The 14,297-nt window shown below is 55.1% G+C and carries 14 protein-coding genes and 2 tRNA genes; 12 read left to right on the top strand and 4 right to left on the bottom strand.

What is annotated here, in order from left to right:
* Both G437_RS0109020 and G437_RS11375 read right to left on the bottom strand, forming a co-directional pair.
* The coding region (locus tag G437_RS0109020; protein WP_024332235.1) for a WXG100 family type VII secretion target at positions 1-157 on the bottom strand (157 nt) is incomplete at its 3' end.
* A gap of 332 nt (positions 158-489) precedes the next feature.
* Positions 490-636 (bottom strand): hypothetical protein, encoded by a 147-nt coding sequence (locus G437_RS11375; protein WP_155845692.1) that lies wholly within the window; start codon positions 634-636, stop codon positions 490-492.
* Positions 637-771: 135 nt separating this feature from the next.
* On the opposite strand from G437_RS11375, the gene G437_RS0109025 reads away from it, so the two are divergent.
* Positions 772-2,343 carry an alanine/glycine:cation symporter family protein gene (locus tag G437_RS0109025; RefSeq protein ID WP_024332236.1) on the top strand — a complete coding sequence of 524 codons (1,572 nt, stop codon included), beginning with the start codon at positions 772-774 and terminating at the stop codon, positions 2,341-2,343.
* Positions 2,340-3,113, top strand: coding sequence for a fumarylacetoacetate hydrolase family protein (locus G437_RS0109030; RefSeq protein WP_024332237.1), 774 nt, complete (start codon positions 2,340-2,342; stop codon positions 3,111-3,113). Before G437_RS0109025 ends, G437_RS0109030 begins: the two co-directional genes overlap by 4 nt.
* A gap of 58 nt (positions 3,114-3,171) precedes the next feature.
* On the opposite strand, the gene G437_RS0109035 is transcribed toward G437_RS0109030, so the two are convergent.
* Positions 3,172-4,350 (bottom strand): MalY/PatB family protein, encoded by a 1,179-nt coding sequence (locus G437_RS0109035; protein WP_029769531.1) that lies wholly within the window; start codon positions 4,348-4,350, stop codon positions 3,172-3,174.
* Positions 4,351-4,478: 128 nt separating this feature from the next.
* On the opposite strand from G437_RS0109035, the gene gltX reads away from it, so the two are divergent.
* The 5 genes from gltX to G437_RS0109060 all read left to right on the top strand — a co-directional run bounded on the left by gltX (position 4,479) and on the right by G437_RS0109060 (position 10,941).
* Positions 4,479-5,999, top strand: coding sequence for a glutamate--tRNA ligase (gltX, locus tag G437_RS0109040; protein ID WP_231782352.1), 1,521 nt, complete (start codon positions 4,479-4,481; stop codon positions 5,997-5,999).
* A 306-nt stretch (positions 6,000-6,305) separates the two neighbouring features.
* Positions 6,306-7,946, top strand: coding sequence for an L-lactate permease (locus tag G437_RS0109045; RefSeq protein WP_024332240.1), 1,641 nt, complete (start codon positions 6,306-6,308; stop codon positions 7,944-7,946).
* Positions 7,947-7,970: 24 nt separating this feature from the next.
* Entirely contained in the window at positions 7,971-8,759 is a 789-nt protein-coding gene (locus G437_RS0109050; RefSeq protein ID WP_024332241.1) for a (Fe-S)-binding protein, read from the top strand.
* 11 nt (positions 8,760-8,770) lie between these two features.
* On the top strand, positions 8,771-10,282 hold the full coding sequence (locus G437_RS0109055) for a LutB/LldF family L-lactate oxidation iron-sulfur protein (protein WP_024332242.1): 1,512 nt from the start codon (positions 8,771-8,773) through the stop codon (positions 10,280-10,282).
* Positions 10,282-10,941 carry a LutC/YkgG family protein gene (locus G437_RS0109060; protein ID WP_024332243.1) on the top strand — a complete coding sequence of 220 codons (660 nt, stop codon included), beginning with the start codon at positions 10,282-10,284 and terminating at the stop codon, positions 10,939-10,941. Before G437_RS0109055 ends, G437_RS0109060 begins: the two co-directional genes overlap by 1 nt.
* 96 nt (positions 10,942-11,037) lie before the next feature.
* Here G437_RS0109060 and G437_RS0109065 read toward each other — a convergent pair whose 3' ends face one another.
* Positions 11,038-11,241: a hypothetical protein gene (locus tag G437_RS0109065; RefSeq protein WP_024332244.1), complete on the bottom strand. Its 204-nt coding sequence runs from the start codon at positions 11,239-11,241 to the stop codon at positions 11,038-11,040.
* Positions 11,242-11,471: 230 nt separating this feature from the next.
* On the opposite strand from G437_RS0109065, the gene G437_RS0109070 reads away from it, so the two are divergent.
* The 5 genes from G437_RS0109070 (at position 11,472) to G437_RS0109090 (ending at position 14,264) form a co-directional block, all read left to right on the top strand.
* Positions 11,472-11,543: transfer RNA gene (locus G437_RS0109070), tRNA-Gln, on the top strand.
* A gap of 26 nt (positions 11,544-11,569) precedes the next feature.
* Positions 11,570-11,642: transfer RNA gene (locus G437_RS0109075), tRNA-Glu, on the top strand.
* Positions 11,643-11,757: 115 nt separating this feature from the next.
* Positions 11,758-12,531, top strand: coding sequence for a DeoR/GlpR family DNA-binding transcription regulator (locus G437_RS0109080; protein WP_024332245.1), 774 nt, complete (start codon positions 11,758-11,760; stop codon positions 12,529-12,531).
* A 117-nt stretch (positions 12,532-12,648) separates the two neighbouring features.
* The gene (locus tag G437_RS0109085) at positions 12,649-13,140 is read left to right on the top strand and encodes a ribose-5-phosphate isomerase (protein WP_024332246.1); all 492 of its coding nucleotides are present in this window, start codon (positions 12,649-12,651) and stop codon (positions 13,138-13,140) included.
* A gap of 149 nt (positions 13,141-13,289) precedes the next feature.
* Entirely contained in the window at positions 13,290-14,264 is a 975-nt protein-coding gene (locus G437_RS0109090) for a DUF7973 family transport facilitator (RefSeq protein WP_024332247.1), read from the top strand.
* Positions 14,265-14,297 lie beyond the last annotated feature (33 nt).

A 14,297-nucleotide genomic window follows, 5' to 3' on the forward strand; every position in this document is an offset into this window, starting at 1 on the left:
AAGCACCAGAAGCCTGATCAGTCTGAAAACCAGCAGAAACCAACTGCTCCACCAACGACTGCAACTTAGCCAAAATACCCTCAAGCTCACCCTGACCAGACTGCAACTGCGAAGCAACCTGCTCCAACTCCGCATAAGTAACATTCATGTTCGCCATAAAAAGCTCCCAACACAAAAAACTCAAACCTACAAAACAGCCGGCCAAACCACCGACCCAAAACCAACCCTAACCACCCCCAAAACCCCACAACAGCCCCCCAAGGCCAAATACACCCAAAAACAACCCCCCATTCACCAACCGTTAACCAAAACCACCCACCCAACCCTCAAAAAATAACAACCACTAACAAAGCAAGCTAAAGCCAAATGCTATGGGTTGATTGGCGCTATTCATTCGTAATATAGGCTGGCGTGCGGGCGGGAGAGGTTTGGTGGAGATGGCCAAGGGGCAAAGAACAGGGGCTTGTCAAAACAGGCAGATGTAGAAAACTAATTGAAAAGGCCGGGTCTTCTTTTGACGGGTTCGCTGGACCTACCCAGCCAGGTGTCCCGTTCCTCGATGCTAACCATCACGAGTAGACCTGCCAGCATGGTCAGTAGTACCCGAACCGACAGGAGTTTTAATGTTTCACTCATAGGTGCTGGTAGAGCCCCTAGCGGCGAGCTTTTCCAAGCGTTTGGTGAAAATAGATTTCACTCAAAGGTATTCTTGGGGTTACCTTTAACCAGTATTGGCAAAAGCTATTGGTTGCGTAACCGAGAGGACCCAGTGTGGATAATTCCGCTAAACCCGGCAGTTTCTACGACAGCTTCATCAAAATCAACGAGTCGATAGCTGGTTTCCTAGATAACGTCTACGGGCACTCGATAGTCTGGGTCCTGATCGTTTTACTGCTCGGTACCGGCATAGTCTTTACCATTCGCTCTCGCTTTATGCAGATCCGCCTGTTCCCGCACATGGTCAAGGTCATTCTGGGCTCCCGCGGCGGCGCCAAAGGAGGCATCTCTTCATTCCAAGCTTTTGCGATCGGACTGGCTGATCGAGTAGGCACCGGTTCTATTGCCGGGGTTGCTCTGGCTGTAGTAGCGGGCGGACCGGGTGCCGTATTTTGGATGTGGATAGTTGCAGCAGTAGGTATGGTCACTGCGTTTATCGAGGCAACCTTGGCTCAACTTTTTAAAGTCCGCAACGGCGACGGCACCTTCCGCGGTGGTCCCGCCTACTACATCCAGCGGGGGCTCGGCACTAGGGGCTGGGGAATTATTTTCTCGATTCTGTTGATTTTCGCCTACGGCTTTTCCTTTGAAATGATCCAGTCGAACTCAATTAGCCAGCTCGCCCATGTTTCGTTTGGCGTCCCGCCGTGGGTAAGCGCTCTGGTATTAATCTTGATGACTATGCCGTTGGTACTCGGGGGAGTCAAACCCATCGCTCGATTCTCAGAGGTGCTGGCCCCCGCAATGGCCCTACTGTATGTGTTCATGGGTCTTTTGGTGATGGCGCTGAACTGGCAGCGCATCCCTTCCGTGTTTAGCGAGATCTTCTCTGGAGCCTTCGGACAGGGCAGCTATGTGCCCCCTGCCGTAGCCGGTGCCACAGGGGCATTCATTGCGGCAATTACTACCGGTATCAAACGTGGGTTGTTCACCAATGAGGCCGGTATGGGATCTGCCCCTAACGCAGCAGCCACAGCTACGGTTTCGCATCCGGTTACACAGGGGATGGTCCAGGCGCTCGGCGTGTTCGTAGATACTATGCTGGTCTGCACTTCCACCGGATTCATTATCTTGATGTCCGAGCCCTTCTGGGATCCCAACCGAAGCGAAAACCTCGACGGCACCGCACTCACCTCTTCCTCTTTGGTGACCACCTTAGGTGGAGCAGGACACGTAGAATCTGTAGTAGCCATTTTGGTGATGGCTATGATGATTTGCTTCGGCTACTCCACAATCCTCGGAAATTACACCTATGCGGAAACTAACTACAGATTTATAGCTGGGCTGGGGCGCGGCACCCTGCCACTAAAACTTCTGGTTATTTTCGCTACTGCCCTGGGCGCCGTTCTGCCGCTAGCTGCGGTGTGGTCTATAGCCGATTGGGCTACCGCACTAATGACCATAGTGAATTTGGTTGCGATTCTGCTGCTAGGTAAATGGTCGCTGGGTGCTCTCAAGGACTACCAGGCGCAGCTGAAGGCAGGGAAAATTCCAGAATTTCAGTCCCTCGACAACCCATATATGCCGGGTGAACTTCCCACCTCAGTGTGGCATGTTAAAGGGGGCCACGCAGAATCGTGGGCCCAAATGGAAGCAGAAAGCCACGAACTGAAAGAGACAAAATGAAGGTAGCGCGTTTTTCTACAGGGGATAATCCGCTGTACGGGGTTTTCGAGGACGACGCGAAACAGATCGTCGCCCTCAAAAATGATCCGCTCTTTTCTAAAGTCGAACCGTCGGGCCAACTTATTCCTATGGAAGAGGCGCGTTTCCTCTCGCCGGTCATTCCCCGCTCAAAAGTAGTGGGGGTTGGGCAGAATTACCCCGACCACGCCGCACAGACGCCAGAGCCAATGGCGGATCCGGTGCTATTTACAAAGCCAAATACTTCGGTAATTGGCCCCGACGACCCTATCGTATTGCCCAAGTTTTCTAACGAGGTCGAACATGAGGCCGAGCTTGCCGTGGTAATCAAGGCGTTGGCAAAGGATGTCCCTGAAGCTCAGGTAGACGACGTAATCATGGGGTACACGGTGGCAAACGATTGCACCGCCCGCGACGCCCAGCGCGCCGATGGGCAGTGGACTCGTGCCAAAGGTTGGGATACCTCCTGCCCTCTTGGTCCCTGGATCGCTGTTGATCCTAAGCTAGACCCAGACAACCTGCAGATCGAATGCCGAGTAAATGGGCAACTGCGCCAGAGCGCAAACACCTCTCAAATGCGCTTTTCCGTGCGCGCGCTCGTCTCGTACGTTTCTAGCGTATTTACCCTCCTGCCCGGCGACATAATCCTAACTGGGACCCCGGCCGGGGCAGGGCCACTAGAGGCAGGCGACGTAGTGGAGTGTCAGATCGAAAATATTGGCACCTTGCGTAACCAAGTGTTGCGCCGGTAGCCGATTTCGCTCCCTGCCGCCGAGAATGAGGCGTTGGCAGGGAGCGAATCGTAGGCTGCTAGAAGGACGCGATAACTCTCTTAGCCATGTCTTCAAGTACGTTGGTAGGGCTGGCTAGATTGAAGCGGAAGAACTGGGAATAGTCCTTCCCTAGCGTGCTCCCCGCGTTTACTGCCACTCGCCCTCGCGCGGCAATCTGAGCCGCCGGATCTTCCACCTGGTAGGCGCTGGCGTCGAACCAGCTCAAGTAGGTAGCTTGGGGCGTACTAAAGTGCAACTTCGTATCGGAGTTAGCAAGTAGACGCTGCAGGTGGGAGGCGTTTTTCGCCACGTACGCAACGAGGTCGTTTAGCCACGGGCGCCCGTTCGAATAAGCCACAGTGGCCGCTAGAGCTCCAAGCGGGGTGGCGCCCTCGGAAAGTTTTTCGGCTGCGGGCGCGAAACGCTCGCGCAACAGAGGATCTACTACGTACCACTGGGCACAGTTCAGCCCCGGAATATTCCAACCTTTCGAGGCCGCAGTGGCAGTGACCGTCCGGGAAGCAGTGAGGGCAGACACGGAGGCAAAAGGAACGTGTCTGTTGCCCGGCAGAATAAGGGGGGAATGAATCTCGTCACTGAATACCAGTGCCTTCTTTGAGTGCGAAAGAACCTCCGCGAGTGCCGCCAACTCGGAAGAAGTGAAAGTCTGCCCAGTAGGATTCCAAGGGTTGCACAGCACGAGCAACTGGGCGCCCCGGGCGAAGGCCTCGGCAATAGCTCCCAGATCTAACTGGTAGCGTCCCTGCGGTGAGACGGGGGAGGGGATTTCTATAACCTCGCGATTATGCAGGCCGGGAATCGACAAAAAAGGCATGTATGCGGGGGTGGGGACGATCACCGGCGTGCCAGGATCAGTCAGAACTTCAATCGTTTGATGCAATACCGAAAGTACGTTGGGGGCAATGCCAAAGCACTCCTCGGCAATCTCAAAGCCAAATTCTTCGCCTTGAAATCGACAACACTCGTGTAGAGTTCTTTCTACCAGCCAGGAAGGCATGTAGCCGAGAAAGTTGTTCGCGATTGCTTTTGAGAGCGCTGCCTCAACCTCGGGGGCGGTGCCAAAATCGGCCTCGGCAATCCAAGCTCCGTCAAGAAGCTGCCCGTCTAAGCGCATCGCCCACTTCTTAGTAGCGCGCCGACGCAGAACCTCGATAGACAAAGAATCCATTCTTTTTGCGAATTCGGAATATGACATGGCAATCCACCCCTAGATAAATAGACCTGGGCTATTTTCCCCATTATCAACCAAAGCCGATTCTTTGGTGCAACTAGGCCGAAGCGTGGTTCGAAGATGGGCGCCGTTAGCGGTAGGGTAGAGGCACTATGAGCATTGAAAAAGCGCCAGCGACAGGCAGTGATGTTCGCGTTCGTTTTTGTCCTTCTCCGACCGGCACTCCCCACGTGGGAATGGTGCGTACGTGCTTATTCAACTGGGCCTACGCGCGCCACACGGGCGGCACCTTCTTGTTCCGCATCGAAGATACCGATGCGGCTCGCGACAGCCAGGAATCCTTTGACCAGATTATCGACTCTCTAAAATGGATGGGCCTCGACTGGGACGAGGGCATCGGGGTAGGGGGGCCGCATGCGCCCTACCGCCAATCCGAGCGGATGGACATCTACAAAGACGTTGCCAAGAAGCTCATCGATGCAGGCTACGCCTACGAGTCCTACTCCACTCCGCAAGAAATCGAGGAGCGGCACAAGGCGGCCGGCCGCCCTCCGAAGCTAGGATACGATGGCTACGACCGCAACCTCACCGACGAGCAGATTGCTGCTTTCAGGGCCGAAGGGCGCAAGCCGGTTTATCGCATGCGCATGCCCGACGAGGACATTACCTTTACCGACCTTGTGCGCGGCGAAATTACGTTCAAGGCCGGTAGTGTTCCCGACTACGTGATTCTTAGGGCAAACGGCGACCCGCTTTACCCTCTGGTCAATCCGATTGACGACGCCCTCATGAAGATCACTCACATCCTGCGCGGCGAGGACATCCTCTCTTCGACGCCAAGGCAGATCGTCATGTACCGGGCTCTCATGGACCTCGGTATTGCCGAACGCATTCCTGAGTTTGGCCACCTGCCCTACGTGATGGGCGAGGGCAACAAGAAGCTCTCCAAGCGCGATCCCGAATCCAACCTACTGTTGCACCGCGAGGCGGGAATGCTCCCCGAAGGGTTGCTCAACTACCTAGCATTGTTGGGCTGGTCGATAGCCCCGGACCGCGACATCTTTGACAAAGACGAAATGGTGGAGGCATTCGACATCCACGATGTCAACCCAAATCCGGCTCGCTTTGACCAGAAGAAGTGCACGGCCATTAATGCCGAGCACATTCGCAGACTCGAGGTCGAAGATTTCCGTTCGCGTTTGGTGCCTTACCTGCACAAGGGGCAGGTGGTGTCGGCAGATTCGTGGGAGGAATTGTCTGAGCGTGAGCGCTACCTGCTTGGACAGGCGGCCCCATTGGCACAAACTCGTATCCAGTTGTTGGGTGAGGGCGTGGATTTGCTGCGCTTCTTGTTCGTAGAGAGCTCTGAACTCGACTACAACCCGAAAGCCGTGCGCAAGCTTAAGGATTCGGCCCCGCAGGTGTTGGAGGAGGCAGCTAAGACTATTGAATCGTTGCCTGAGTCAGACTACACAGTCGACGGCATTCACGAAGCGCTCACTAAGTCGATTATCGAGGGCCTAGAACTGAAGCCTCGTATTGCTTTCGGGCCGTTGTTTGTAGCAATTACGGGAACCAACGCTTCGATTCCGGTTTTCAACTCGATGGTGATACTTGGCCGCGAGGAAACTCTGCGCAGGCTCAACCAGTGCGCGCAAATGTTGCGTAAATAACATTTCTAAGTCGGAGGGGTGCTGCTGGCGTACTCCTCCGACTTTTTTCATGCCTGAAAATGTGTATTTTGCGGGTAGCGCCAGCTTTGTGAGCCCCGGAATGGGGCCGCAAAGTGGCAATCTTCGACCGCTTGCTGGCGGATCGCTATTACGTAACACTTAAGTCCCTTTAATAGGGTTAGAGTGTTTTCATTATCCGGCCTCGACCTGCGTAGACACTCGTGAATGTGGCGCTTTATTCAAGCTGCGGTACTTTTCCAACGTAAGACTTACGGCCTAACGGTCACTAACTAGGATGGTTTTGACTTGGTAGAGACAGCGTCGACGTTCACCGCCCCTGATAGCCCGGTGTTGGGCTCTCTATTTCTTTCTGCTTTAGTGGGGCTGGCTCCTTTAGCTATCTTTTTTGTCCTGCTTGGAGCTTTTAAAGTGAAGACGCACTGGTGTGCCCTCATCTCATTGGCAGCTTCAATCGTTTTGGCATGGGGGGCATTTAAAATGCCGCTCACCCTGGCTTTGCTGTCAGCAACCCAGGGGCTGGCATTTGGTTTCATGCCTATTTTGTACATCATTATTGCCGCGGTGTGGCTCTACAACCTCACGGTCGAAAGCGGTAGAGGCGAGGACGTGCGCGCTACGTTCAACCTGGTTGGGCGCGGAGACCGGCGCGTGCAAGCGCTGATTATTGCCTTCAGCTTCTGCGGTCTGCTGGAAGGCCTGGCAGGCTTTGGTGCCCCCGTAGCTATTGTTGCCGCCATGCTCGTCGCTATCGGGCTGAAGCCGATGAAGGCCGCGGTGGTCACTATTACTGGCAACGCAATCAGCGTTGGCTACGGGGCCATGGCAATCCCGGTCACCACTGCGGGCCGCCTCGGAGGAGCAAAAGCCACGGAGGTAGCAACCCAAATGAGCCACTTAACTCCTCTGCTCGCCCTCTTCATGCCGTTTTTGCTGCTTTTGCTGCTAGACGGCAAACGTGGGCTCAAGCAGCTATGGCCCGCCGCGTTAATATCGGGCGTCGTCACGGCCCTAGGTCATTTCTGGGCTGCAGGGTACTTCTCCTACGAACTGACCGCAGTCCTAGCGTCCCTACTCGGATTTGCCGCCGTCACTGCGCTAATGCAGGTGTGGCACCCCAACACTCCCGAGGACGCCCATACCGGCACGAGCGTGGATCTCACTGCCTCGCGCGCAGTACTTGCACTCATGCCGTATTGGCTCGTGGTGGTCGTATTCGCCCTCGCTAAGCTGTGGCGTCTAGGAGTCGACATTCCCGCCCTACTTGCTTCCACCGACCTCAAATTCGGTTGGCCTGGACTGGACGGAAACCTCCTTGCCAAGAGCGGAAAGCCTGTAGGAGGAACCCAGTTCACTTTGCAATGGATCTCCTCTCCGGGAACGCTGATTGCGCTGACCGCCCTCATAGTGGCCGCTATCTACGCGCTTAACTCTTCGCAAGGCAAATACCCCTTCACCTTTAAAGAGGGCGTAAAAACCCTGTTCAGCACCATCTATTCGCTGCGGATCTCGATCCTCACTATCGCTACAGTTATGGCGCTCGCCTACGTCATGAACTTCTCGGGACAAACTGCAGTAATTGGTGCATGGATGGCCGGAACAGGGGCAGCCTTCGCCTTCATTTCTCCGGTACTCGGCTGGCTGGGCACAGCCGTCACTGGGTCTGCAACCTCAGCTAATGCGCTCTTTGCGGACCTGCAGGCCACTGCGGCCCACTCAGTGGGAGCCGACCCGTCCTTGCTGCTCGGAGCAAATACTATTGGGGGCGGTCTAGGAAAGATCATTTCCCCGCAGAACCTAACAATTGCAGCCGGAGCGGTAGGGGAACCGAACTCCGAACCGAAACTGCTCCAAAAGGCACTGCCAATCTCGATATCTCTCTTAGTAGTTCTAGCGCTACTTGTAGGCATTAGCTCGCTGTTGGGCTAGCCCACCGTAAAGAAAGGAAAACTGGTGAAAATAGCACTTTTTGCCACGTGTATCTCGGACGTAATGTTTCCGCAGGCATCACAGGCCACAGTGCATTTATTGCAACGTCTTGGACACGAGGTGGTGTTTCCCGAAACCCAGGGCTGTTGTGGGCAGATGCACATAAACACCGGCTACTACAACGAAGCTATGCCTCTAATCGAAAACCATGTCCGGACCTTCTCGCCAGTTCTCGACGGGGAATGGGATGCCATCGTGGTTCCCTCGGGGTCCTGCACAGGCTCGCTACGCCACCAGCAGGAAACCGTAGCTAACGCTCTAGACGATTCAGAGCTGGCACGTAAGGCCTCTCAGATTGCCGCCCACACCTACGAGCTTTCCGAACTGCTAGTAGATGTGCTGGGACTCGAAGATGTTGGTGCCTACTTCCCGCACAAGGTCACCTACCATCCCACCTGCCACTCGCTACGTATCGCGAAGGTGGGGGACAAGCCATACAAGCTGCTGCAAAATGTTGAGGGGCTCGAATTCGTGCGCCTCCCTGACGAGAAATCATGCTGTGGCTTCGGAGGCACCTTCTCGCTCAAGAACCCCGACGTTTCCGCAGCTATGCTCGCAAAGAAAATGTCTAACGCCATGGCTACCGGTGCTGAAGTGCTAGTAGCCGGGGACTACTCTTGCCTGATGCACATTGGCGGTGGGCTCTCGCGTAACCAATCAGGGTTGCGAGTAATGCACCTAGCCGAGGTGCTTGCTCCCACTGCTGATGATCCGTGGACTGCTCCCGCTACAACAACAAAGGTCGGTGCGTAATGCTCCAAGAAATGTTGAGGAAGAAAAAAGAACAAGAAGCAAAGCCGGTTCACGCCTGGAGCCCTGGGGCCGACATTCCTGACGACCCGCTTAGGTGGGGGGAATACTTCGAAGAGTCCTCTAAGAAACAGCTTGCTAACTCACAGCTTCGGCGCAACATCCGCCATGCCACCACGGCTATTCGAAACAAACGGCAAACTCGCGTAGACGAGATGCCCGATTGGGAGCAACTGCGGCTTGCGGCCTCAGCGGTAAAACAGCGAACCCAGGCCAATCTTCCTGAACTGCTCGAAGAGTTCGAGAAAAACTTCACTGCTCGTGGCGGCATCGTGCATTGGGCTAGGGACGGGCAGGAAGCCTGCGAGATCGTCAAAGAACTAATTGACGAAAAGGGCTTAAACGAGATCGTCAAGGTCAAGTCGATGGCCACCCAGGAAATAAACCTGAACGAATACCTTGCAGACCGGGGAATCAAGGCCTGGGAAACTGACCTCGCCGAAATGATCGTTCAGCTGGGCGAGGATATGCCCTCGCACGTGGTGGTGCCCGCAATCCACCGCAACCGTTCCGAAGTCCGCGAGATCTTCAAAGAGAAGATGGAAAATATTCCCGCCGACATCTCGACTGAGCCGCGGGAACTCACCATGGCAGCACGCGCCCACCTGCGCGAGAAATTCTTGTCCTCTACGCTAGCTGTGTCAGGATCGAACATGGCTGTGGCCGAAACGGGAACACTGTCTGTATATGAGTCCGAAGGCAACGGACGCATGTGCCTGACCCTTCCCGACACTCTTATTTCGGTAGTTGGCATCGAAAAGATCGTTCCAACCTTCCAAGATGCCGAGATTTTCAGCCAACTCCTGCCCAGGTCTGCTACCGGGGAAAGGATGAACCCGTACACCTCAATGTGGACCGGGGTGACCCCCAACGACGGCCCCCAGGAGGTGCACGTAATCCTGCTCGACAACGGCCGCACCAAACTGTTGGCCGACGAAGTGGCCCACGAAGCCCTCTCATGCATCCGGTGCGGAGCCTGTCTGAACATTTGCCCCGTATATGAAAACGTGGGGGGACATGCCTACAATTCGGTCTACCCTGGCCCAATTGGTATTTGCCTTACTCCCCAGCTGAAGACCGCCTTTGAGCACGACGATCCAGATTCGACGCTGCCATTTGCCTGCTCACTGTGCAATGCCTGTGCAGAAGCATGCCCGGTGCACATTGATCTGCCGGGGATCATCGTCGAAAATCGGCGTCGTTACCAAGACGCCCATAGGCATTCGCTCCCAAACGGGTGGGACCTTTCAATGAAAGCCATGTCCAAGGTGATGTCTTCGGGCAAGCTTATGGAACAGGCCGGAAACCTAGCCACCCTGGGGCATGCCCTCGGCGGAAAATCCGGTCGGATTGGGCACTTACCTTTGCCGGTAGCGGCCAAATGGACCAAAGTCCACGACGTTCCTGCCCCGCCCTCGCAAACATTCCGCGGCTGGTGGAAAGAAAACCAGAAAGGTGACAACTAGTGGCTAATCGTGCTGAAAAAGATAAGGCAGCCAAGGCCGAAATCCTGCGGCGAGTACGCGGAGCACTCGAAAAGAGCCAAATAACTGCGCCCGAAGTGCCGCGTAACTACAACCGTACCGGGGCACACGCCCCCGGTTCTGACTCCGTGATAGACGTGTTCGTCGACGCTCTGGAAGACTACAACGCCAGTGTCGACGTGGTCTCGGAAAAAGACGTTCCACAGGCCATTGCTAAGGCTTTGGAGGGCGACAAGGTAGTGGTAGTACCGCCGGGCCTCAAACCCGACTGGATTCAGGCCGTACCGGGTGACGTGAAAGTGGACGAGCCTGGCAGCCAGCTCACCCACCGCGAGCTAAACGAAGTTGACGCCGTGCTAACCGCCTCGCGCTGCGCGGTTTCGCACACGGGCACTATCTTGCTCGACGGTACCGATGACCAAGGGCGACGCGCTATCACCTTGGTCCCCGACAAACACGTAGTGCTGGTGCAGGCGAAAGAAGTATTTCCCACCGTCCCGCAGGCCGTAGACGAACTCGGGAAGCATCCCCAGCGTCCTATAACCTGGATTGCTGGCCCATCCGCAACCTCCGACATCGAGCTCGTTAGAGTCGATGGAGTGCACGGTCCAAGAACGCTACACGTAATCATCGTCAAGTGAGCTAAAGAGGGCGGCGCAATAGCGTCGCCCTCTTTTCATTGCGCACATATCCAATTGGCCCCACTTGCAGGTGCGCACAGGTCGGCGGGGTGCGTTTTACCGCTCAGGCCAATTCTCGTCCTCGTCCGCTTCGTCGGAGAAATCTCCGGGGGCCGCTTCTTCGTCGCCCCCCAGGATTTGTTCTAGGGGATTATGGTCCTCGTTGCCGTCGGGCATTTGCCCGGCCATGGCAGTCAGCTTCTCCTGTAGTTTCGTGAGCTGCGTTACCGAATCTTCGGGCTCTGTGTTTTGAATGCCCATTCAGGCCTCCTTAGATGTATTTCTACCCACACCTAAGAATATAGAAAACTCTGGTCCAGGAGAGTGGGTAGCAAATGTAACGCTCGCGAAAAAGGATTATTCTTTTGAGATGCGGTTTCACCTGCATAAACGTTATCGTGATTAGCTACACACTGATTTGGTTTGGATATTCGGGCTACTTTGGGTAAAGTTTTGGAGGTGCCCACGGGAGACCGGAGGCAACATCATATTGGGGTATGGTGTAATTGGCAACACAGGTGATTCTGGTTCATCCGTTCTAGGTTCGAGTCCTGGTACCCCAGCGAAGCAACCAATTTGGTTGTTTTAGGCCCCCGTCGTCTAGCGGCCTAGGACACCGCCCTCTCACGGCGGTAACACGGGTTCAAATCCCGTCGGGGGTACCGCAAGAGCTCGCTGGCTGGCGAGCTCTTTTGTTTTATTCTCAGTGTCGATAAAAAGCGTGCCCTAGTCTAGGTAAACTTGGGGTAAGTATCCCGCTCGCACCCGGAGGAGTATATGCCTAGTATTTCCCCAGATTTGGCTTCAAGGCGTGACACTATCGCTAAATATGTGATCATGCGTGGCGACATCTCGGTGGAGGAGCTAGCCGAAACGTGCGGGGTGTCGGTCATGACTATCTATCGCGATATTTCGGTGCTCGAGAAGGCGGGCATTCTCCACCGCGAGCACGGCCGCATTAGGGCAACAGCATCTGGGTTGCACGAAGCTTCCGCCCGCTATCGGATGGCGCAAGAGGTAGAAGCTAAACAGAGTATTGGGATGGCCGCCGCGCAGCTGATTCCCGCCTCGGCATCGGTTATTATCGACGATTCTACATCTGCAATTTGGGCAATCCGGCAACTGCAGCAAACGGGGGGACTGTCGGTTGTGACGAACTCTCTGCTTGTCGCTCAGGAACTACGGGAGCGCCCCACGAACTCGCTGTTTGTTCTAGGTGGGGAATACCAGAGCTGGGCAGAGGCCACACTTGGACCAGCCACGGCTGCCGCCCTAGCTAAAGTGGATGCGGATCTGTGTCTAATCTCTGCTTCTGGGATACGCAATGATCAGCTATTCCACCCCTACGCTGACGTAGCAGCGATCAAAGCGGCGATGATGCGATCTGCTGAAAGAACAATTCTGCTATTAGACCACACGAAATTTGCTAGGCGGGCGCTTCACAACTTTGGTTCACTGCGCGAAGTGGACACGGTAGTAGTGGATTCGAAAACTTCCCGCCAGCAAATTGAACAGCTAGAAGAATATGGGCCCAAGGTCATTGTAGCCTGAACTAGAGATCGAAAACCGCTAACACCGGTCCCACAGAAAATAACAGTAAACCTGGTAATTTTATCAATCGGTTTGATACAGTTCCCGTGTAGTGCTTTTTAGCCAAGGGAGGTTTCGATGGGACTACGCATAGTTGTTGCCGCCGATAGTGCTGGCGTGGAATACAAAGACGTACTCAAAAAAGATCTACAAGACGATCCCAGGGTGGACGAGGTCATTGACGTAGGCGTGAGCGCCGGTGAAGATATTGACTATCCGCATGTGGCAGTAAAAGGAGCCCGCCTAATTGCAGCCGGCAAAGCCGACCGTGGGCTATTCGTCTGTGGCACAGGCATGGGCGTGGCCATGTCGGCAAACAAAGTGCGGGGGATTCGTGCCTCTGTGGCACATGATTCCTTCTCGGTTGAACGCCTGATCAAATCCAATAATGCTCAGGTACTCACCTTCGGGCAGCGAGTCATTGGTCTGGAACTCGCTAGGCGGCTCGCGAAAGAATGGCTGGGATACGAATTCGATCCCTCTTCGCATTCGGCCCCCAAGGTTGCTGCAATAGACGCTTACGATAACCAGAGTGAATCCGATATAGATTCAGTTCCAGGTAGCTGCTAAATGCTGCTTGCACACGCTACTATCTAAGGGCGCTTTCGTGCGCTGCGCTATCGGGGCAGATAGTGCAGCGCACTGGTACGGAAACGGCGCGCTGAAAATAGATAATCGCGGCCTGCCAACGAGGACGGGCCCTGAAGTTAGGTATGTAAATGACTCCAGACTTAGCTGCACAATTTGTTGAGAACATAACTCTCTTCGGTGCAATCGCTGCGCTGGCAGGCGGCTTTTTCGGTGCCGCAATCGGCGGCAACAACGCTTTTGGATTTACAGGCGTATTAATATTCTTAGCCTTCCCCATAGCCCTGGCCACGGGATCTGCAATCGGCTTTGAATACATGGCCTTCGGGCCCCTGTTTGGTCCCCACGTGGCGTTCGCCGGAGGTGCTGCAGCGTCTGCATACGCCTCCAAGAAAGGATTGCTCGACAAAACCGGATTGGGGCGCGACATCAACCAGCCTCTGTCCGGCCTAGGCAAGCCTGATGTGCTACTAGTTGGGGCGCTGTTCGGCCTCGGAGGCTACCTCTTCCAAAAACTTGTGGCGATGATCCCGTGGTTCGGCACCCACACGGACTCTGTCGCATTCACCGTATTCTGCTCGGGCATCCTGGCCCGCCTTGTATTTTCTAAGAAGTCTCCTTTTGAATGGGTATCTCACCTTCATGAAAACAAGCGGTGGCTACAGTGGCAGGAAAAGCCCTCTCAGTACCTGCTGCTAGGCGCGTTCTCCGGGCTCCTTGGCGCCGGAGCTGTCCTCGCCCTCATTCACTACGTCTACGATGCCAAGCCCGAGGTAGCAGAAGTAATAACAGCTAACGCCCAAGCGTTGCCATTCGCTATATCGGCGCTGTGCATCTTCTTAGTCGCAATGGGCATCAAGATGCCCGTGACTCACCACATGACCATCGTGGGGGCACTCGCTGCGGTGAAGTTCCTTCCAATCGTTGGGTACAACTCCTTCCTTGCCCTACTGTTCGGAGTGGTATTCGGAACTCTCGCCGCTTTAGTGGGCGAGGTAATGGCGCGCCTTTGCTACGACGCAGGCGACACCCATATTGATCCGCCCGCCGCTGCTATCTGGCCTATGACTACCGTCGTCCTGGGTCTCAGCTCGCTGCTGGCATAAGACCAAGTGATTTCGTATTTGAACAGGAGACAA

This window comes from Winkia neuii subsp. neuii DSM 8576 (genome assembly GCF_000420405.1).
Lineage (GTDB): Bacteria > Actinomycetota > Actinomycetes > Actinomycetales > Actinomycetaceae > Winkia > Winkia neuii.